This is a genomic window from Mycobacterium sp. Root135, from assembly GCF_001426545.1.
GTDB lineage: Bacteria > Actinomycetota > Actinomycetes > Mycobacteriales > Mycobacteriaceae > Mycobacterium.
In genome coordinates this window covers 120,833-141,547 of the sequence record NZ_LMEZ01000007.1, presented here as the reverse complement: position 1 = coordinate 141,547, position 20,715 = coordinate 120,833, and the positions used below count along the sequence as shown (strand labels likewise).

The following is a 20,715-nucleotide window of genomic DNA, read 5'->3' as shown; positions in this document are numbered from 1 at the left end:
TGTGCGGCGAGTTGGGCGGAAGATGGGCCCTCGTGGCCAAAGGTAGATTGCGTCGTCGGATGGAGGCGCTCGACCAGACGCTGACCACCCAGCCCGACCACGCTCTGGTCGGAACCCTCCGTATCCCCGAGATGCCGGTCAGCCCGGCGCGCAAGATCGCAATGCGGGTGTTCTACGCGCTGCTGGCGCTGTTCTCCGCGGTGCTGATCGTCTACCTGGATCGCGACGGCTATCGCGACGTGCAGGACAACGAGCTCTCGTTCCTGGACTGTCTCTATTACGCCACCGTGTCGCTGTCGACCACCGGATACGGCGACATCACGCCGTTCACGCCGTCGGCCCGCCTGATCAACGTCCTGGTGATCACGCCGCTGCGCGTGGCCTTCCTGATCGTCTTGATCGGTACGACCGTGGAAACCCTGACGGAGGCTTCGCGTCAGACCCTCAAGATTCAGCAATGGAGGAGAAGAGTGCGCGACCACATCGTCGTCGTCGGTTACGGCACCAAGGGCAAGACGGCCGTCTCGGCCATGATCGGTGACGGCGCCAAGAGCGGTGAGATCGTGGTCGTCGACACCGACCGCGCCGCGCTGGACCGCGCTGACAAGGCAGGTTTGGTGACGATGCACGGCGACGCCAACCGCGCCGACGTGCTCCGGCTCGCCGGAGCCCAGCACGCCAAGGCAATCGTCGTCGCGACCAACAGCGATCCGACCGCCGTCCTCGTCACGCTGACCGCGCGCGAGCTGGCGCCGAACGCCAAGATCATCGCGTCGATCCGGGAGTCCGAGAACCAGCATCTGCTGCTTCAGTCTGGGGCGAACTCGGTCGTGGTGTCCTCGGAGACCGCGGGCCGACTGCTCGGCATGGCGGCCAACACCCCGACCGTCGTGGAACTCATCGAGGATCTGCTCACCCCCGACGCCGGTTTCGCCATCTCCGAGCGGGACGTGACCGCCAAGGAGGTGGGCGGGTCCGCTCGTCACCTGCCCGACATCGTGCTTGGGGTGGTCCGAGGGGGCAGCCTGGTGCGGGTGGACGCACCGGAGGCCGATGCCATGGAGCTCGGCGACCGATTGCTGTACATCCGCAACGCGGACGCCGACCGGTGACGGGTCCCGGGATGTCACCTGGCGGGTTCACGCTTCGCAACATCCCCCTGCTGTCGAGGGTGGGCGCGGACCGCGCCGACGAACTGCGCTCCGACCTAGACGCCGCGCTGGCCGGGTGGAGCGACGCCCTGCTGCTGAAGGTCGACCAACGCAACCAGGTGCTGATCTCCGGCGGTCGGGTGGTTCTGGGACGCGCCTCGAAGCATTCCGCGACGCCGGACGAACACGCGGTGTTCCTGGGTCGGATGCCCGACGGCGTTCACGTGTGGGCGGTCCGCGGTGCGCTGGAACCGCCGGAGGATCCGCACGCCGAAACCGAGGTGCTCGACCTGCGCCGCGCGGGCTTGGTGTTCGACGACACCAGCTCTCAGCTCGTCGCCACCGCCACGGCGCTGCTGAATTGGCACGAGAGCGCACGTTTCAGCGCCGTCGACGGCTCACCCACCAAGAGTTCCAAGGCGGGCTGGGCGCGCGTCGACCCCGTCACCGGTCGCGAAGAGTTTCCCCGGATGGATCCCGCGGTGATCTGCCTGATTCACGACGGGCATGACCGTGCGGTGCTGGCGCGTCAGACCGTGTGGCCTGAGCGGCTCTTCTCACTCATCGCGGGATTCGTGGAGGCTGGCGAATCGTTCGAGTCGTGCGTGGTGCGCGAGGTGGCCGAGGAGATCGGCTTGAGCGTGACCAACGTGACGTACCTGGGAAGTCAGCCGTGGCCGTTCCCGCGGTCGCTGATGGTCGGCTTCCACGCGATCGGCGACCCCGAGCAGGAGTTCTTCTTCAGCGACGGCGAGATTGCCGAGGCGGGTTGGTTCACCCGGGCCGAGGTCCGCGAGGCGCTGACCGAGGGGGACTGGAGCAGCGACTCGACGTCGCGGCTGCTGCTGCCGGGGTCGATCTCGATTGCCCGGGAAATCATTGAATCCTGGGCTTACGCGAACTGAATCAGCCCGCGAGCTTGGCCTGAACCTGCTTGAGACTGGGGTTGGTCAGCGTCGACCCGTCGGCGAATTTCACCGTAGGGACGACGTGGTTGCCGCCGTTGACCGATCCGACGAACTCGGCGGCGCTGGGCTCGGCCTCGATGTCGATCTCGTTATAGCCGATGCCCGCCGACTTCAGAGCGGTCTTGAGTCGTGCGCAGTAGCCGCACCACGTCGTCGAGTACATGGTCAGCTGCGTGTCTTTACCAGTCATAGCGCAGTCAACGTTACTGAAGCCCTTCGTATTGCACCAACCTGGGCATTGCACCAACCAGGGGCGGTTGCGCCGAGGGACGTCGGAGCAGCGCGTGTCACCCGTGCCTGACAGGATGGACGTCATGCCGTCCCAGGCTCCCGAGGCCGCCTCCACATTGCTCGACCGTCTGATCAAGGACCTCGACGACGAGCAACGCGAGGCCGTTCAGGCGCCGCGCGGGCCGGTCTGCGTGCTCGCGGGTGCGGGCACCGGCAAGACGCGGACCATTACCCGGCGCATCGCGTACCTGGTCGCCGCCGGTCACGTGGCGCCCAGCCAGGTGCTGGCGGTGACGTTCACGTCGCGGGCCGCGGGGGAGATGCGGGGCCGCTTGCGATCGCTCGACGAGCGAGGCGCCGACGGTGTCGGCACTGGTGCGGTGCAGGCCATGACGTTCCACGCGGCGGCCCGGCGGCAGCTGCAGTACTTCTGGCCGCGGGTGGTCGGTGACACCGGGTGGGAGCTGCTCGACAGCAAGTTCGGTGTGGTCGCGCAGGCCGCGAATCGAGCGTCGATCCAGGCCAGCACCGACGACGTGCGTGATCTCGCCGGTGAGATCGAGTGGGCCAAGTCGTCGTTGATCAGTCCCGAGGACTACCCGGCGGCCGTCGCGAAGGTCAGCCGGGACATCCCGTTGGACGCGGCCAAGGTCGCGAAGGTCTACGCGGGGTACGAGGCCATGAAGGCGCGAAATAGCGATGTCCTGCTCCTTGATTTTGATGACCTGCTGTTGCACACCGCCGCCGCCATCGAGAGCGACGCGGCGGTGGCGCAGGAGTTCCGTGACCGGTATCGCTGCTTCGTCGTCGACGAGTATCAGGACGTCACGCCGTTGCAGCAGCGCGTGCTCAACGCCTGGCTCGGCGACCGCGACGATCTGACCGTCGTCGGTGACGCCAACCAGACCATCTACTCGTTCACCGGTGCCACTCCTGGGTATCTGCTCGACTTCTCACGCCGCTTTCCCGAGGCGGCGGTGGTCCGCCTCGAGCGCGACTACCGGTCGACGCCTCAGGTCGTGTCGCTGGCCAACCGCGTCATCTCGATGGCGCGCGGTCGCATGGCGGGCAGCAAGCTCCACCTGATCGGTCAGCGCGATCCAGGGCCCACGCCGACGTTCAACGAGCACACCGACGAGGTCGCCGAGGCCACCGCCGTCGCGAAGGCCATCAAGAAGCTCATTCACGACGGCACCGCCGCCGCCGAGATTGCGGTGCTGTACCGCATCAACGCGCAGTCGGAGGTGTACGAGGAGGCACTGACCGCGGCAGGGGTGGCGTTCCAGGTGCGCGGCGGCGAGGGCTTCTTCAGCCGTCAGGAGATCCGGCAGGCGCTCGCCGCGCTGCAGCGCGCCGCGGAACGCATCGACGCGGTGGGGGCGGATCTGCCGCCGGTGATCCGCGAGCTGCTGGAACCGTTGGGGCTCACCGCAGAGGAGCCGCAAGGCGTCCGGGCGCGCGAGCGGTGGGAGGCGTTGGCCGCCTTGGTCGAACTCGTCGAGGAGGAGGTGGCACTGCGGCCGTCGCTCGACACGCGGTCACTGCTGGCCGAGTTGCGGCAGCGCGCCGACGCGCGTCACCCGCCGGTGGTGCAGGGCGTCACGCTGGCCTCCCTGCATGCGGCGAAGGGTTTGGAGTGGGACGCGGTGTTCCTCGTCGGGTTGGCCGACGGCACGCTGCCCATCTCGCATGCGTTGGCCCGCGGGGCCGACAGCGAGCAGGTCGAGGAAGAGCGCCGCCTGCTCTACGTCGGAGTCACCAGAGCGCGTGTGCATTTGGCGCTGAGCTGGGCCTTGGCGCGGACGCCGGGCGGCAGGCAGGGCAGGCGCCCGTCGCGCTTCCTCAACGGCGTCGCCCCGCAGGCCACCTCCGACGACGGGCCCAGCAAGCCTCGGCGGCAACGCGGGGCCACCCCTCGGTGCAGGATCTGCAACGGCGCCCTGACCAGTTCCGCGTCGATCATGTTGCGGCGGTGCGAGACGTGTCCGTCCGATCTGGACGAGGAACTGCTGGCCCAGCTCAAGGAGTGGCGCCTCGACACGTCCAAGGAGATGAAGGTGCCCGCCTACGTGGTGTTCACCGACAACACCCTGATCGCGATCGCCGAGACCCTGCCGGTCGACGAGGCCGCACTGGTCGCGATTCCCGGCATCGGCGCCCGCAAGCTCGAACAGTTCGGGCCCGACGTGCTCGCCCTTGTCCAGGCCCGCCGATGAAAGAGCAAAACTGCAGGTCAGAAAATTGCTTGTCGAATTACGCTCTCAGCGTTTAGTCTCATAACCGTCTAATCCAGTCGATCCGAAGGGAGGGGAGTCACGTGAATTTCACCCAGTACAACTCCGGCGTAGCCATTGCCAACGCTGTCGTCACGTCGTCGCCCCTCGCTGTCGCAGGGCCCGCCATGCCGGCCGGGCATTCGACGGTTGCGATGCATGGCGCCATTCCGGCGTACAAGCGACGCGCCGCCGCCGCGACTGTCGCGTCCGTGAATCGGGGAACCACCTAGGTACCCACGAAAGCCACATTGGCCACGGACCCGACACCACCGGATCCGTGGCCAGATTGCTTTCGGGGACACCCGAACTTCTGGTCTCAGATCCATCAGACGTCAGCTGATCGACTTGGACCAGGAAGAAGGTGATTCGGACATGTCCCCGCAGACATGCCGCGAACGATCGTTCCCGGCAGTACCTTGCCATCTGAACGACCCAGACCTGTGGTTCGCCGAGAACCCGATGGAGCTCGAACGGGCCAAGGTGCTGTGCGCCGAGTGCCCGATTCGCCGTCAGTGCCTCGCCGAGGCGCTGGAACGTCAAGAGCCATGGGGAGTTTGGGGCGGTGAGATCATCGACCGCGGCACGATCGTGGCGCGCAAGCGGCCGAGGGGTCGGCCGCGCAAGGACGGGAAGCCGGTTGCCGACCCGGCAGCCGCATAGCCGGCGCGAGGTCGCCTAGCTCCACGTATTGCTGGAGCTAGGCAACCTCTGCAAAACCCGGAATGAGTTCGAGCGCAAGGGCTTTGGTAGGCACGTGGGCGTCGAGCTGACACGAGATCGCGACCACTGATGCGATGACGCGCATGGGGATGGCCAGGTTGACCGGCAGGTCCATCGCGCGGGCGGTCCTGATCGCGTCGGCGGAGATGTCCATGTTGGCCGCGGCCATCTTCTGCAGCCACTTGCGGGTGTAGTGGAATTCGTCGACCTGCACGGGTTCGACGTACTGGCGCAGCATTTCGTCGATTTCGCGGGGTGATACCTGCTCACCCTTTTGGCCCTTCTGGATGAAGCCGATCCTCTCCATGGTGGGCAGCAGGTTGTCGTAGTCCTTGGCGAGTGCGTAGCGCACCATGAGGCCGAGATCGACGGGTAGGCCACCGGGCATCGGTGCGACGGCGCCGAAGTCGAGGATCCCCATCTTGTCCCCTGGCAGCAGCATGAAATTGCCGGGGTGCGCGTCGCCGTGCATCATTTCGATCCGGCCCGGTGCGCCGTAGGTCAGTTCGAAGAGCCGCGTTCCCATGACGTCACGCTGTTCCGGTGTGCCGGTGCGGATGATCTGGGCCATCGGGATGCCTTCGATCCACTCCGCGACGACGACCTTCGGGGCGCTAGCGACCACCGCCGGAACCACGAAGTGCGGGTCGTCGCGGTACCCCTTGGCGAAGGCGCGTTGGTTGGCCGCCTCAAGCCGGTAGTCGAGTTCCATCTCGGTGCGTTCGATGAGTTCGTCGACCACGCCTTGGACGTCGGCTCCCGGAGCCAGTTGCCGAAAGACCGAGACCATTCGCTTCATGGTCTTCAGGTCGGCGCGGAGGGCTTCGTCGGCGCCCGGATATTGGATCTTGACGGCCACCTCGCGGCCGTCGGACCAGACCGCCTTGTGGACCTGGCCGATGCTCGCCGAGGCGATGGGGGTGTCGTCGAAGGAGGTGAACCGCTCGCGCCACTTGGTGCCGAGTTGGGCGTCGAGCACGCGGTGCACCTTCGCCGCGGGCAGCGGCGGGGCGTCCTTCTGCAGTTTGGTCAACGCCTCGCGGTATGGCTCGCCGAACTGCTCGGGTACGGCGGCCTCCATGACGGACAGCGCTTGGCCGACCTTCATCGCTCCGCCCTTGAGTTCGCCGAGGACGGTGAAGAGCTGGTTGGCGGCCTTCTCCATCATCTCGGCGTTGACTTCGTCCTTGGACGAGCCCGTCAGTCGTTTGCCGATTCCCAGCGCTGCGCGGCCTGCGATGCCGACCGGCAAGCTGGCGAGCTTGGCGTTCCGGGCTGCTCGTCCGCGCTTGATGTCTGCCACCCCACCATCATCCATCACGAAGCTGGGGACGGACCATCGAGCGTGGCTACGGAATCATGACTCGCTGGTCCGCCGGTGGGAGGCGGCGTCGTCGGTCGCCGGCTCGGTCGGGTCGTCGCAGGGGTCCTCGTGCCACTCGCCGAACGGGTCGGGGTAGGCGGCCCATTGCGCGGGTGTGGCCATCTCGTCGTCGGTCAGCAGTGCCGCGTGGAGTGCGCTGCGGATGTCGTCGGCTGAGGCGCCGCAGGCCAGGACCGTCATCGAGGTGTGGCGGTCGCCGTGGTCCTCGGACCAGATCAGGTCGGCGAGTGCGCGGCGTTCCGGGTCGACGTAGGCCAGCTCGGAGGGTGTCATCGCGGCGAGCCACGTCCCGGCGGGGTCGACGCGGAGCCCGCCGCCCGCCGACTGAAGCCACATCGCCTGCCGCGACTGGGTGGCCAGCCAGAGCCTGCCTCTGGTGCGGATCACCCCGTCGAGCAGCAGGTCGACGGCGGCGTGCAGGCGCTGCGGGTGGAATGGCCGCCCTGCGGAGAACTCGACGAGCTGGACGGCGCCGTCACCGCCGAGCGGCGGCTGGCCGGCGAGCAAGGGTCCGTGTGGTGAGTCGCTGCGACCGCGGCGGGCATCGGGCTCCAGGTGTGCCAGAGCCATCTCGACGTGGTCTGTTCCGACGGTGATGCGGGCGCGGGGGGCGAGGCGGCGCAGCACGGCCAACGTGGTGGCTTCGGGGTGTGACGGGACGAGGACGTCGGCGAATTCGGCTTGGCCGACGACGACTTGGGCGACGGTCCGGCCGTCGTCGAGTTCGTCTTCGCCGAGGGCCCGTGGCAGCCAGCGTTCGGCGTCCACGCAGGTGATGACGGCGTGGACGTCGACGTCGCGGGCGGCGGGTCCGTCCAGGTACCCGGGGCCGACGCTGACCTTGACGTGGTTGATCGCCCAGCAGATCGGCTCGGGTTCCAGCCACGGCGCGAGGTGGACCACGATCCGGTCGACGTCGTCGCGGCGGTGCAACCTACGCAGCAGCACCAGCAGGTCGTTGCGGACGGTGCAGGCGACGCAGCCGTGGGCCAGCTCGAGCGCCGTCTCCGAGGTGTCGAGGACGCCGTGCACGAGCATCGCGAGAGTGCGTCGCACCACGTGCCCGTCGAATCTGTGCGCGACGACGAGGGTCCCCGGCCGCCGCATCAGCGTGCCGGTGACGGCGTCGGTGTCGCCCTGGCCGGCGGTCAGCAGCACGGGTGTGCGCACCAAATCCTCCTTCTTGTTGGAAACGATTGTCATTAACTGGTGATGACGGTACAGTCCGAGACGGCGCTTGTCGAAAATCATTGTCGTTAAGGAATGCCGTCGAAGGAGAGGGTTCCGTTGTCCGCTCATTGTCAGATCACCGGCCGCGCACCAAGTTTCGGCAACGCGGTGTCCCACTCGGGGCGTCGCACCCGCAGGCGTTGGTCGCCCAACATTCAACGCAAGACCTACTATTTGCCGTCAGAGGGGCGGCGCGTCACGCTACGAGTCAGCGCCAAGGGCATCAAGGTGATCGACCGTGACGGAATCGAAGCGGTGATCGGCCGGTTACGCGCCTCGGGGCAGCGGATCTGATGGCGCGCAACGACATCCGTCGGAAGGTCGCGACGACGAGGAATCCCTTTACCGTCGTCGTCTGTACGGCGTGCGCATCGGACGGAGGGTCGGCCGCACTCGACGCCCTGAAGGCGACGGTCCGCAGCTGCCCCCACGGGATGCTCGTCACCACCGGGTGCCTGTTGGAGCGGCAGGCCTGCACCGGATCCGCCCCGGGCGGGGTCACCGTGGTGGTGCAACCGTGTGGAGCGGATCGTCGACCAGAGGGACCGGCCCGGTGGCTCGGCCCAGTCGAGGGTGCGAAGGAGGTCCGTGCCGTGTGCCGTTGGATCGAGCGCGGTGACTGGAACGCCCCGCTCAGCGTGCGGTGGGACACGAGAAGCCATGTCGGAAGCCACAACTGAGACGTTCCCCTCCGACCGTCTCGACGAGATGGCGCTCGGAACGATCGAACTCAGCGTGCCCCTTCTGGACGGGATCATTCAGATCGGCGCGGGCGGTGAGGCCGACGTGGGCCGGATCCGCGTGACGAAGGAATCGTGCACGGTCACGGTCGTCCGCGTCGACGGCGAGCCGATCCAGGTCGACATCGTCGCCGACGTCCAGTCGAGCACCCGCGTCTTCGCCGTGCCGGTGCCCGTGCTGCGGCTGGTCCGGTCGGATACCCGGTGGCTGGTGGCGAATTCGCTTGGAGCCGAACGCCTTTCGGACGTCAAGCGGTTCGCCGACGTCGTCGGCACCTTCGCCGTCGGAAAGCGAGGGAGAGTTCAACACTCGCACAGCGGGTGACGTGACCATCGCCTGCTGGTCGTCGACCCGGTGCGCACGTCGAATTCCAACGTCGTGTCCAGCGTGGGCGGTGGATCGCCGGCCCGGCTCGGGTCGTCGGATTCGCGCACGGCCGCGATGACGCGGTCCACCTGGCTCAGGGCCAACGCGGCGGTGCCGAGCATCGTGGCCCGGTCGGCGCTGCCGACGGCGTCGCGCAGCTGGGCGGCGACCGCGGGCCACGCCGCGTCGCGGTCACTGCGGTACAGATCGGCGCACCCGAGGCAGCTGGTCACCCCGGGGATCACCAGGGGACCGACCAACCCCGTGCCGTCGCGCACGCACACCGGCAGATGCGGGATCCGGGCCTGGTGCAGCTCGCGGAGTAGGTGCGGGTCGGCGACCAGAAAGTCCGACAGCACCACCAGGTCCGTCGTCCCGGGTCTGACGCCCGCATGGTTGAGCCTGCTCTGCCGCACGCGCGCCCCCGAACAGCGCAACGCGCTCGCGAGAAGATCCGACAGTGGGCCTCGGCCGTGGATGCGGATGGAGGCCGACCGCGTGCGCGGTGGCGTCGTCGTCGCGAGCCCTTCGTCGACGAGGGAGCCGATCAGATCGGTCATCGCCGTGACGTCGGTGATGCCCCGGTTCACCGCCAGCGCGCACAGTTCCCCTGCGGTCACCCCGGACTGCATCGCGCGCAGCAGGTCAGCCAGTGCGGCGGCCGACAACCCGTCGGGTGGCTCGACGAGCATGGCGCGCCGGGGGTCCCAGCCCACCTGCACGGCGCCGTCGGGCCTGACGAGCACCGGCATCACCGGATTGAGCGTGTGGCTCGACATGCGCCGACTGTGCCACGCGCGCGGGGTGCGGCGCTTTAGTTATCCACAGGCCCAGCGTCGGGGCCCTTGTCGTCGTTGAAGTCCTTCTCGAGGTCGGCGATCGCCTGGTCGATGCCGCTGGTGTCACCGCCGACGATGCGGTCGATGAAGCCCGCGGGTTCGTCGAGGTCGTCGGCGCCCGGCAGCAGGTCGGGGTGCTGCCACACCGCGTCGCGAGCGTCGGCGCCGACCGCCTGAGTCAGTCGCTCCCACAGCACCGCGGCCTCGCGCAGCTTGCGGGGCCGCAGTTCCAGACCGACCAGCGTCGCGAACGTCTGTTCGGCGGGCCCGCCGGTGGCGCGTCGGCGACGCAACGTCTCGCTGAGCGCCACGGTCCCCGGAATGCGGTCGCCGAGGGCGTCGGTCACCACGGTCTGCACCCAGCCCTCGATGAGGGCAAGCAGCGTCTCGAGGCGTTCCAGCGCCGCGATCTGCTCGGGCGTCGACTTCGGCTCGAAGATGCCCTGGTTGAGCAGCTGTTCCATCGCCGTCGGGTCGGTGAGCGAGGCGGGGTTGAAGCCCTGCGCGAAGTCCTCGATGCCGCTCATGTCGACCTTCATGCCGCGGGCAAAGGCCTCGACGGCGTTGAGCAGCTGCGTCGAGAGCCACGGCACGTGACTGAACAGGCGGTGGTGCGCCGCCTCGCGCGCCGCGAGGAACATCATGATCTCGCTGCGAGGCTGCTCGAGGCCTTCGGCCAGCAACTCGATGGCCTCGGGCATCAGGGCTGCCACGCCCTTGGGGCCAAGCGGAAGGCCAATGTCGGTGGAGGTCAACACCTCTCGCGACAGCGTGCCGAGGGCCTGGCCGAGCTGCGATCCGAAGGCCATGCCGCCCATCTGCGTCATCATCGCCATCAGTGGGCCGGCCATCGCCTTGGCCTCCTCGGGCAACGCCGACGCCCACACCGTGGACATCTGCTCGGCGACCGGGTCGCACAACCGCTTCCAGGTGGCGAGGGTGTTGTCGACCCAGTCGCTGGGCGTCCACGCGACGGAGCTCGTCGTGCCCGCGGGTAGGGGAGTGACGCCGTCGAGCCACGTGTCGGCCAGTCGCACCGCGTCGGCCACCGCCGCGCTGGTCTGCTCGGGCACCGGCTTGACGAACCCGATCGAACTGGACGCGAGCTGACGCGCCAGGTCGTAGTTGACCGGTCCCGCCCCCGAACCACCGGCCATGGGGTTGCCTGCGCCGCTGAACATCTCACCGAGCTTGGAGAAGATCTGCCCGAGGTTGTTCATGTCGAAGTCGCCGCCGCCGAATCCGAACGGATCCTGCGGCGACCCGGGGTTCGGGTCCTTCTTGCGGTCGTCGCGGTCGGGGTCGTCACCCTTACCGTCGGAGGCAGAGAAGCCGAAAGGCTGGTCAGGCATGGCGTCCACGGTACTCACCGGACGCGCTCGGCGTGGGGTCGCGGTCACGCCGAGAGTGAACAGGACAGGACGGACCCCTACTGTGGGCTCCGTGATGGGTGGATTGAACAGGCGCATGATGACGCTGGTGGTGGCGTTGGTGCCGATCGTCGCATTCGGTCTGCTGCTGTCGGCGGTGACGGTGCCGTTCGTGAGTCTCGGGCCGGGGCCGACGTTCAACACCCTCGGCGAGGTCGAGGGCAAAGAGGTCGTCGACATCAAGGGCACCGAGGTGAAGCCCACCTCGGGCAACCTGAACATGACGACGGTCAGTCAGAGTGACGGTCTGACCCTCGGGCAGGCGTTGCGCCTGTGGATGTCGGGCACCGAGCAGCTGGTGCCCCGCGACCTGGTCTATCCGCCGGACAAGAGCAAGGACGACATCGACAAGGAGAACGCAGGCGACTTCAAGCAGTCGGAGGACAGCGCAGAGTACGCGGCGCTGGGCTACCTGAAGTACCCCAGGGCCGTCACCGTGCAGGGCGTCACCGACAAGGGCCCGTCGGCCGGGAAGTTGGAGGACGGCGACGCCATCGACCTGGTCGACGACAAGCCGGTGGCCAACCTCGAGGAGTTCACCGCGATCCTCAAGGCGACCAAGCCCGGCGACCAGCTGGTGGTCGACTACCGCCGCAAGGGTGGTGACATCGGCACCGAGACGATCACGTTGGGCAAGAACCCCGACCGCGACTACGGATTCCTCGGCGTCGGCGTGGTCGACGCGCCGTGGGCGCCGTTCACCATCGACTTCAACCTGGCCAACATCGGCGGCCCGTCGGCGGGCTTGATGTTCAGCCTCGCGGTCGTCGACAAGCTGACGACCGGCGATCTCAACGGCGGCAAGTTCGTCGCCGGGACCGGAACGATCACCGGCGACGGCAAGGTGGGCCCGATCGGCGGCATCACCCACAAGATCTACGCGGCCAAGGAAGCCGGGGCGACGGTCTTCATGGTGCCCGCGGAGAACTGCGACGAGGCCAACTCGGCCCACGAGGACGGTCTGCAGCTGATCAAGGTGGAGAACCTGACCGGTGCGGTCGACGCATTGAAGTCCTATTCCTCCGGTGGCGAACCACCCCATTGCTGAGAGGACGCTTTGGGACGGATGCGTAGAGTTGGGGCACGCCGAATCGCGGCGTGACGACCGTTTGGAGTTGACGAGTGGGGATGCGGCCTGCGGCGCGAATGCCGAAGCTGACGCGGCGTAGCCGGTTTCTGATCGGGTTCGCCCTTGCGGCGGTGCTATTGCTGCTGATTGGCCCGCGCCTGATCGACACCTACGTCGACTGGCTGTGGTTCGGCGAGCTCGGGTACCGGTCGGTGTTCACCACGACCCTGATGACCCGGCTGATCGTGTTCGTGGTGACGGCGCTGCTCATCGGCGGCGTGGTGTTCGCCGGGATGGCGCTCGCCTATCGGAACCGCCCGGTCTTCGTTCCCACCGTGGGTCCCAACGACCCGGTGGCGCGCTACCGCACCTCGGTGATGGCGCGACTGCGGCTCTTCGGCATCGGCGTTCCCATCTTCATCGGTCTGCTCGCGGGGCTGGTGGGGCAGACCTACTGGGTTCAGGTGCAGTTGTTCATGCACGGCGGCGAGTTCGGCGTCACCGACCCCCAGTTCGGCATGGACCTCGGGTTCTACGCGTTCGACCTGCCGTTCTATCGGCTGGTGCTGAACGTCCTGTTCGTCGCGACGTTCCTCGCGTTGGTGGCGAACCTGCTGGGGCACTATCTGTTCGGTGGCATTCGGCTGGCGGGGCGGACGGGCGCGCTGAGTCGCTCCGCTCGCATTCAACTGGTCACGCTGGTCGGCACGATGGTGCTGCTCAAGGCGTTCGCCTACTGGTTGGACCGCTACGAGCTCCTCAGCCACACGCGCGGCGGCAAGCCGTTCACCGGCGCCGGCTACACCGACATCAACGCGGTGCTGCCCGCCAAGCTGATCCTTCTGGCAATCGCCTTGATCTGCGCGGTCGCGGTCTTCTCCGCGGTCGTGCTCCGCGATCTGCGGATTCCCGCCATCGGCGTCGTTCTGCTGCTGCTGAGCTCGTTGATCGTCGGTGCGGGCTGGCCGCTGATCGTCGAGCAGTTCAGCGTCAAACCCAATGCCGCGCAGAAGGAAAGCGAATACATCAGTCGCAGCATCACCGCGACCAGGCAGGCCTACGGCCTCACCGACCAGAACGTCACCTACCGCGACTACAGCGGCGACGCGGCGACCACCGCCCAGCAGGTCGCCTCGGACCGGGCGACGACGTCGAACATTCGACTCCTCGACCCGACCATCGTCAGCCCGGCGTTCACCCAGTTCCAGCAGGGCAAGAACTTCTACTCGTTCCCTGAGCAGCTGTCGATCGACCGCTACGACGCCAAGGGGAACCTTCGTGACTACGTCGTCGCGGCTCGGGAACTCAACCCCGACAGGTTGATCGAGAACCAGCGCGACTGGATCAACCGTCATACCGTCTACACCCACGGCAACGGCTTCATCGCCTCGCCCGCCAACACGGTCCGTGGCGTCGCTAACGACCCGAACCAGAACGGCGGTTACCCCGAGTTCCTGGCGAGCGTCGTCGGCGCCAACGGCAGCGTGGTGTCGCCGGGACCCGCGCCGCTGGATCAGCCGCGCATCTACTACGGCCCGGTCATCGCCAACACGGCCGAGGACTACGCGATCGTCGGCAAGAACGGCACCGACCGCGAGTACGACTACGAGACCAACACCGAGACGAAGAATTACACCTATGGCGGCAGTGGTGGCGTGCCGGTCGGCAGCTGGCTCTCCCGCAGCGTGTTCGCGGCGAAGTACGCCGAGCGGAACTTCTTGTTCTCCAACGTGATCGGTGAGAACAGCAAGATCCTCTTCAACCGGGATCCGGCCAAGCGCGTCGAGGCGGTCGCCCCGTGGCTGACCACCGACACCAGCGTGTACCCGGCCATCGTGAACAAGAAGATGGTTTGGATCGTCGACGGGTACACGACCCTCGACAACATCCCGTACTCGGAGTTGACGTCGCTGTCCTCTGCGACGGCCGACTCGAACGAGGTTGCACTCAACCGGCTGGCGCTGGACAAGCAGGTGTCCTACATCCGCAACTCGGTGAAGGCCACCGTCGACGCGTACGACGGCACCGTGACGCTCTATGCGCAGGACGAGACCGATCCCGTGCTCAAGGCGTGGGAGGCGGTCTTCCCCGGCACGGTCAAGCCGAAGTCCGACATCTCACCGGAGCTGCAGGAGCACCTGCGGTACCCGGAGGACCTGTTCAAGGTGCAGCGGGCGCTTCTGGCGAAGTACCACGTCAACGATCCGGTGACGTTCTTCTCGACGTCGGACTTCTGGGACGTGCCGCTCGACCCGAACCCGACGGCCAGCAGTTTCCAGCCGCCGTACTACATCGTGGCGAAGGACATTGCGTCCAACGACAGTTCGGCGTCGTTCCAGCTGACGAGCGCGATGAACAGATTCCGTCGTGACTTCTTGGCGGCGTACATCAGCGCGAGTTCCGATCCGGCGACCTACGGCAAGATCACCGTGCTGACCATTCCTGGCCAGGTGAACGGTCCGAAGTTGGCGTTCAACGCGATTAGCACCGACACCGCGGTCAGCCAGGACCTCGGCGTCATCGGCCGCGACAATCAGAACCGCATCCGTTGGGGCAATTTGTTGACGTTGCCGGTGGCTCAGGGCGGTTTGCTCTACGTCGCACCGGTTTACGCGTCGCCGGGTGCCAGTGACGCGGCGTCGTCGTACCCCCGCCTGATTCGTGTGGCGATGATGTACAACGACAAGGTCGGCTACGGCCCGACGGTCAGCGACGCGCTCGACGAGCTGTTCGGTGCCGGCGCGGGAGCGACGGCAACGGGTCCGGCCCCGACGGAGCTTCCGAACGGTCAACCGGCGCCCGTGGCGAACCCGACTCCGGGTCAGCCTCCGGTCACCCCGCCGGCCAACCAGCAGGGCGGGGTTCCCCAGGTGCCCGCCCCGGCGGCGGCCGTGCCCAGCGGGCCGACGCAGCTGTCGGCGGCGAAGGCCGCTGCCCTGCAAGGGGTTCAGACGGCCTTGGATGCCATGCAAAGCGCGCAGCAGGGTGGCAACTTCGCGGAGTACGGTCAGGCGCTGCAGAATCTGGACGACGCCATGGCCAAGTACCGCGAGGCGAAGTAGACCCCTAGGTTCCTCCGGTGCGGTATCGGTTGCTCGGGCCACTTCAGGTGGTGCGCGAGGAGTCCGAGGTCCGGGTCGACGTCGGCCCGCCGAAGCAGCGTGCCGTGCTGGCGGTGCTGCTGCTGGCGCGGGGTCGTGTCGTCTCGGTCGACCGGCTGACCGACGCGGTGTGGGGTGACGACGCCCCGGGTAGTGCGACGGCGAGCCTGCAGGCGTACGTGTCGAATCTGCGTCGGGCCCTTCGCGACGGCGCGGCGACGGGGCGCCTCGCCTCGCCTATCGTTCGGCAGTCGCCGGGGTACTACCTCACCGTCGGACAGGACGACGTCGACCTGACGGTCTTCACCTCGACGGTGGGTCGCGCGGCTGCGGCGGTGGAGTCGCACGACTGGACCGTGGCGCTCGAGCAGGCCGACGCCGCAATGTCGTTGTGGCGCGGTCCCTTTCTCGAGGATCTCCGGGATCAGCCATGGGTGGGTCCGGATGCGACGGCGGCCGAGGAGATGCGAAGGGACTGCCTGGACTACCGCATCAGTGCGCTGCTGGCGCTGGGTCGGACGCCCCTCGCGCTGGCGTCGGCCGCGCAGTTGAGTGCGGCGGATCCGCTGTCCGACCGGGCCTGCTGGTTGCACGTCCTGGCGCTCTACCGTTGCGGCCGCACCTCGGATGCGTTGGAGACCTACACGCGCCACGTCCGCACCCTCGACGCCGAGCTCGGGCTGCAGCCAGGACCCGAGCTGCGCGAGCTGCAGACGGCCATCCTGCGGCAGGCGCCGGAGCTCGCCGCGTGGCCGCGGCACCCCGAGTGGACCGGAGCCGCCGAGGTGGCCACGCCGACGGTGCCCGCCGTGCCGGCGACCGAACCCGCCGGGCCACCGCAACGGGCCCTCCTTGTCGGCAGGCATCGCGAGTTGGGCACGGTCGCAGACCTTCTCGCCGACGTGGGCGGGGGAGCCACCCGTTGGCTGGTGCTGTCCGGGCCGCCGGGGATCGGGAAGACCCGCCTGGCCGAGGAGGTGGCGGGTCGGGTCGCCGAGGCTGGTGGCCGGGTCGTGTGGATCAGCTGTCCCGACGAGTCGGCGACGCCGCCGTGGTGGCCGATGCGTCAGCTGGTGCGCGCGCTCGGCGCCGACGCCGACGAGGTGCTGCAGGTGCCGGACGACGCGGATCCGGACACGGCGAGATTCCGTGTCTACGAACGGGTTCAGGGTTTGCTCGAGGCGGCGCCGGACGTGCAAGCCGTCGTCGTCGACGACGTGCAGTGGGCGGACTCGGCGTCGACGGGCTGCCTGGCATACGTCGCCGGGGCGCTGCGCGACCATCCCGTCGCCATGGTGCTGACCGTCCGCGACGGCGAGCCCACCCCTGAGCTGACGCGCCTGCTGGGCACCGTCGCCCGCGGCGCGCACAACCGTCACGTCGAGGTGCCCGCCCTGTCGTCACACGACGTCGCCACCCTGGCCACTCAGGTCGCCGACGAGGCGGTCACCGCGGCCGAGGCGGCCACCCTCGCCGAGCGGACCGGAGGCAACCCGTTCTTCGTGTGCGAATACGCGCGGTTGCCGCGAGACGAGCGTCAGGGCAACGAGATTCCCGTCGCCGTGAAGTCGGTGCTGGACCGACGCTTCGCCGGATTGGACCCGGCGGTGCTGCAGATGCTGCGCACCGCGGCGGTCATCGGGGACGACGTCGACGTGGCGGTGCTCGCAAAGGCGACCCGCCTGGACGTCGACGTGCTTGCGGACCATCTCGACGAGGCGGCCGACGAACGCATCGTCGTGCCGTCGCACACCGGCGACGGATACGCCTTCGCGCACGGTCTTCTGCGCGAGCAGCTCGTCGCGAGCATGCCGGCACTTCGCCGACAACGCCTGCACGCCACGGTCGCCGAGGTGCTGGCCGACGGGGTCGGGGCCGACGCATTGACGCGGCGGGCACTGCATCTGGTGGCGGCGCAGCCGTTGGTGGAACCCGACGTCGTGGTCGAGGCGTGTCGCCGCGCGGCCGAGGACGCGACGGAGCGATGGAGCTCCGACATCGCGGCGACGTGGTGGCAAGCGGCGCTGGACGCCTACGACCGGATACCCGCCGCGGCCCGCGACGAGGCGCAGCGGGACGCGCTGACCGTGGCGATGCTGGAGGCCCATTCCCGCGCCGGCAGAGGATGATTGGTCCTGACGACCGTCGAGCGGTACCTGACGGAAGCGCTTCGGGCGGGGCGGACGACGACCGCGGGCCTGGTGGCCAGCACGCTGCTGCGGGCCAGCGGCGCCTGGCCGTGGCTCGCGCCGGGGGAGGACCCCGGTGACCTCGTCGGGGTGCTGGAGGACGCGGCGCGTGTCGCCGATCGGGATGCCGCCGCAGGCGCGCGGGTGCTGGCCGCCCTCGCGGTGGGGCACTGCTACGACCCGCGCACCGAAGTGGCTGCGGCTCATCTGGACCGGGCCGAACAGCTCGCCGAGTCGACCGGCGATCCCGACGTCCTGGCCGACGTGTTGACGGGACGCTTGATCACCTACTCCGGGGTGGCGACCGCCAGCGAACGCACGCTCGTCTGGGCGGAGCAACTGAACGGCCTGCGGCACAACCGCTCCCGCGAGGACCGGGTGATCTCGAATTCGGTGTGCACGATGGCCGAGATGAACCTGGGCGACGTCGACGCGGCGGCCCGCCGACTGGCGATGGGCATCGAGGGCAGCGAGGCGCTCACGCTGCCGGTGCTCCGCGCCCAGTTGCGGTGGATGGAGGCGGTGCTCGCGGTGTGGCGCGGCGACTTCGCCGAAGCCGAGCGGCACCACGGCATCGCCGCCCACGTCCACGAACAGACCGAATTGTACGGCGCGGGCAGCGGTTTGATGGCGGCGGTGTCGCTGCTGCGGGAGACGGGCGGTCCGATCGACCCACAGTGGTTGGCGGTGGCTGCCACGCCCGAGACCGGTGGGCAGACCATGGTGGATTTGGTCAAGACCGCCCTGCTGACCGTCGCCGACGGGCCGGACGTCCCGGACGCCGCGGAGACGTTGCTCTCGGAGTGGCTGGCCACGCGGACGAGGCCGCACGTGTGGACGACGCTGGGCCACCTCGTGTTGCTCGCCCACCTCGCCGCGGACAACGGGCTGACGCGCTACGCCGGACCGCTGCTGGACGAACTGCACCCATTTGGCAACCGGATCGCCGTCCTCGGTCAGATCGGCGTCGTGGGGCCGGTGGCCCTGGCGACGGCACGACTGCGTCTGCTGGCCGGTGACCGTGACCAGGCCGGGGCCGACCTGACGAGGGCCCGCGCCGTCGCCGAACGGACCGGTGCGGCACCGACGTTGGTGCGGTGCGCCCTGTTGGCGGCGGAGTTGAGCGAGTCCGACGAGCAGCGGCGTGCCATGGCGGCCGAGGTCGCGGCCGACGCCCGGTGCCTCGGCATGCTCGCGGTGGAAGCCGCCGCGCTGAAACTCACTTGAACACTTCTTGGAGTCGAGACCGCAAGAAATCTCCAAGCGCCCTGCGTGATCCTTCAGCCGACGACAACGTCCCCGCTGAAAGGAACCCCGATGAATTCCCTGACCGTGACCGACCCCGACGCCATGGAACTGCTGCGCAGTTACGTCAGTGCGCCCGTCGCGCTGCCTGGAGAGCGCGTGTACGACCGGGCGACGCCGTGGAACGTGACGGTGCCCGTGCGCCCCGCTGCGGTCGTCCTGGCGGCCACGGCGAGCCACGTGGCGGAGGTGATGCGGTTCGCCGGTGAGCGAGGGCTCAGGGTGGCGGTACAGGCCACCGGTCACGGTGCCGTGCCGATCGGTGGCGACACGGTGCTCGTGCTGACGGCGGGGCTGTCGGAATGCGTCGTGGATCCGGTCGCGCGAACGGCTCGGGTGGGGGCCGGCGTGCGGTGGCAGACCGTGCTGGACGCGGCCACGCCGCACGGGCTGGCGCCGTTGTGCGGGTCGGCGCCCGGGGTGGGCGTCGTCGGCTTCCTCACCGGGGGAGGCATCGGCCCGCTGGTGCGCACCGTCGGACTGTCGTCGGACCACGTGCGGGCCGTCGAGCTGGTGACCGGTGCTGGTGAGGTCCTGCGCGTCACGCCCGAGGAGCACGCCGACCTGTTTTGGGGTGTGCGGGGCGGCAAGTCGATGCTGGGCGTCGTCACCGCCGTGGAGATCGATTTGCTGCCGATCAGCGAATTCTTCGGTGGCGCACTATTTTTCGACGGTTCGTATGCCGCAGAGGTGTTGGGGAAGTGGCAGCGCTGGACGGCCGACCTGCCCGACACCGTCAACACGTCGATCTGCATCCAGCAGCTGCCGCCGTTGCCGGGGGTTCCGGAGCCGCTGGCGGGCCGGATGACGGTGGCGGTGCGCTACACCGCGGTGGGGGACGTCGCGGAGGCGCAGCGGCTGCTGCAGCCGATGCGCGAGGTCGCACCGGTGCTGATCGACGCCGTCGGGGTGCTGCCATACGCGGCGATTGGCGCGGTGCATACCGATCCGGTGGACCCGATGCCCGCCCACGAGGACCACGCGCTGCTCCGCGAGCTGACCGCCGAGACGGTCGAGGCGATCCTCGCCGCGTGTGGGCCGGGGTCGCAGTCACCGCAGACCCTCGTCGAACTACGGCTCCTCGGTGGGGAGTTGGCGCGGGAGCCGCGGCACCGCAGCGCGTTCTGCCATCGCAACGCCGCGTACTCGCTGTCGGTGATCGGCGTGCTCGCCCCGCCGGTTGCCGACGCGGTCGCCGGGCACGCGGCCGAACTGGTCGCCGCGGTGGCGCCGTGGGCCACGGGAGGGCAGCTGCCGAACTTCGCGGCCTCGAACGACCCGGGCCGTCCCGCACGCTGCTACAACGACGACGCGCTGCACTGGCTCAGGGCCCTCGCCGAACGCCATGATCCGGCCTCCGTAATGCGCTGACCACCCGATTTGGAGGTATGGGGCCTGCTCGGTAACCTTGTGTTCACCCGACGCGGGGTGGAGCAGCTCGGTAGCTCGCTGGGCTCATAACCCAGAGGTCGCAGGTTCGAATCCTGTCCCCGCTACTAGGTAAATCGGCTCCCGGAGATCTCTCCGGGAGCCGATTTTATGCCATTTGGGAACATTCGCAAAGCTAACGATTCCGTTCGTCTCAGGCTCTCTGCGAGGGCTTGGCGAATTCGCGCCAGGCTCCACGATCGTCCGTGTCCGTAAACCTGTCGGTGGGCGCGAGTAGATTTCTTACGACGGTGTAAGTCGACCGAACGTGCCGTTCGGAGGGCTGC

At 68.4% G+C, this 20,715-nt stretch carries 15 protein-coding genes, 1 tRNA gene and 1 pseudogene; 12 read left to right on the top strand and 5 right to left on the bottom strand.

What is annotated here, in order from left to right; genetic code table 11:
* The first annotated feature begins 32 nt into the window (after positions 1-32).
* Complete coding sequence (locus ASD37_RS20915; protein WP_056557430.1) at positions 33-1,112, top strand: TrkA family potassium uptake protein; 1,080 nt, start codon at positions 33-35, stop codon at positions 1,110-1,112.
* Between the two features lie 11 nt (positions 1,113-1,123).
* Positions 1,124-2,056, top strand: a complete 933-nt coding sequence (nudC, locus tag ASD37_RS20910; RefSeq protein ID WP_056555908.1) for an NAD(+) diphosphatase — start codon at positions 1,124-1,126, stop codon at positions 2,054-2,056.
* Position 2,057: 1 nt separating this feature from the next.
* Here nudC and ASD37_RS20905 read toward each other — a convergent pair whose 3' ends face one another.
* Positions 2,058-2,309 (bottom strand): mycoredoxin, encoded by a 252-nt coding sequence (locus ASD37_RS20905; RefSeq protein WP_056555906.1) that lies wholly within the window; start codon positions 2,307-2,309, stop codon positions 2,058-2,060.
* Between the two features lie 124 nt (positions 2,310-2,433).
* On the opposite strand from ASD37_RS20905, the gene ASD37_RS20900 reads away from it, so the two are divergent.
* Both ASD37_RS20900 and ASD37_RS20890 read left to right on the top strand, forming a co-directional pair.
* Positions 2,434-4,566, top strand: a complete 2,133-nt coding sequence (locus tag ASD37_RS20900; protein WP_162253295.1) for an ATP-dependent DNA helicase UvrD2 — start codon at positions 2,434-2,436, stop codon at positions 4,564-4,566.
* Between the two features lie 432 nt (positions 4,567-4,998).
* Positions 4,999-5,286 (top strand): WhiB family transcriptional regulator, encoded by a 288-nt coding sequence (locus ASD37_RS20890; protein ID WP_056555900.1) that lies wholly within the window; start codon positions 4,999-5,001, stop codon positions 5,284-5,286.
* Between the two features lie 37 nt (positions 5,287-5,323).
* Here the strand turns inward: ASD37_RS20890 and ASD37_RS20885 are convergent, their stop codons facing one another.
* Positions 5,324-6,664, bottom strand: coding sequence for an AarF/ABC1/UbiB kinase family protein (locus ASD37_RS20885; RefSeq protein ID WP_056555898.1), 1,341 nt, complete (start codon positions 6,662-6,664; stop codon positions 5,324-5,326).
* Positions 6,665-6,703: 39 nt separating this feature from the next.
* Positions 6,704-7,900 carry a ribosome hibernation factor-recruiting GTPase MRF gene (mrf, locus tag ASD37_RS20880; RefSeq protein WP_056557428.1) on the bottom strand — a complete coding sequence of 399 codons (1,197 nt, stop codon included), beginning with the start codon at positions 7,898-7,900 and terminating at the stop codon, positions 6,704-6,706.
* Positions 7,901-8,017: 117 nt separating this feature from the next.
* Here mrf and rpmB point away from each other — a divergent pair, with 117 nt between their 5' ends.
* From rpmB to ASD37_RS20865, 3 genes are read left to right on the top strand one after another with little or no spacing between them, the layout of a single operon-like run.
* A complete protein-coding gene (rpmB, locus tag ASD37_RS20875; RefSeq protein WP_056557427.1) occupies positions 8,018-8,254 on the top strand; it encodes a 50S ribosomal protein L28 in 237 nt (78 codons plus the stop codon).
* Positions 8,254-8,640, top strand: coding sequence for a hypothetical protein (locus tag ASD37_RS31105; protein WP_082570311.1), 387 nt, complete (start codon positions 8,254-8,256; stop codon positions 8,638-8,640). The genes rpmB and ASD37_RS31105 overlap by 1 nt, the downstream gene beginning before the upstream one ends.
* A complete protein-coding gene (locus ASD37_RS20865) occupies positions 8,621-9,025 on the top strand; it encodes a hypothetical protein (protein WP_156721003.1) in 405 nt (134 codons plus the stop codon). The genes ASD37_RS31105 and ASD37_RS20865 overlap by 20 nt, the downstream gene beginning before the upstream one ends.
* On the opposite strand, the gene ASD37_RS20860 is transcribed toward ASD37_RS20865, so the two are convergent.
* Positions 9,004-9,846, bottom strand: a complete 843-nt coding sequence (locus ASD37_RS20860) for a hypothetical protein (protein WP_056555894.1) — start codon at positions 9,844-9,846, stop codon at positions 9,004-9,006. The genes ASD37_RS20865 and ASD37_RS20860 overlap by 22 nt on opposite strands.
* Positions 9,847-9,881: 35 nt before the next feature.
* Positions 9,882-11,258, bottom strand: coding sequence for a zinc-dependent metalloprotease (locus ASD37_RS20855; protein WP_056557422.1), 1,377 nt, complete (start codon positions 11,256-11,258; stop codon positions 9,882-9,884).
* Positions 11,259-11,361: 103 nt separating this feature from the next.
* Between ASD37_RS20855 and ASD37_RS20850 the strand changes: the two genes are divergently transcribed.
* The 5 genes and pseudogenes from ASD37_RS20850 (at position 11,362) to ASD37_RS20830 (ending at position 20,496) form a co-directional block, all read left to right on the top strand.
* Positions 11,362-12,384 (top strand): PDZ domain-containing protein, encoded by a 1,023-nt coding sequence (locus tag ASD37_RS20850; RefSeq protein ID WP_056557420.1) that lies wholly within the window; start codon positions 11,362-11,364, stop codon positions 12,382-12,384.
* 74 nt (positions 12,385-12,458) lie between these two features.
* Positions 12,459-15,467 carry a UPF0182 family protein gene (locus tag ASD37_RS20845; RefSeq protein ID WP_056555892.1) on the top strand — a complete coding sequence of 1,003 codons (3,009 nt, stop codon included), beginning with the start codon at positions 12,459-12,461 and terminating at the stop codon, positions 15,465-15,467.
* A 29-nt stretch (positions 15,468-15,496) separates the two neighbouring features.
* A pseudogene (locus ASD37_RS20840) lies at positions 15,497-18,922 on the top strand (BTAD domain-containing putative transcriptional regulator).
* A 90-nt stretch (positions 18,923-19,012) separates the two neighbouring features.
* A complete protein-coding gene (locus tag ASD37_RS20835) occupies positions 19,013-20,371 on the top strand; it encodes an FAD-binding oxidoreductase (protein WP_156721002.1) in 1,359 nt (452 codons plus the stop codon).
* A gap of 51 nt (positions 20,372-20,422) precedes the next feature.
* Positions 20,423-20,496, top strand: a tRNA-Met gene (locus ASD37_RS20830).
* Positions 20,497-20,715 lie beyond the last annotated feature (219 nt).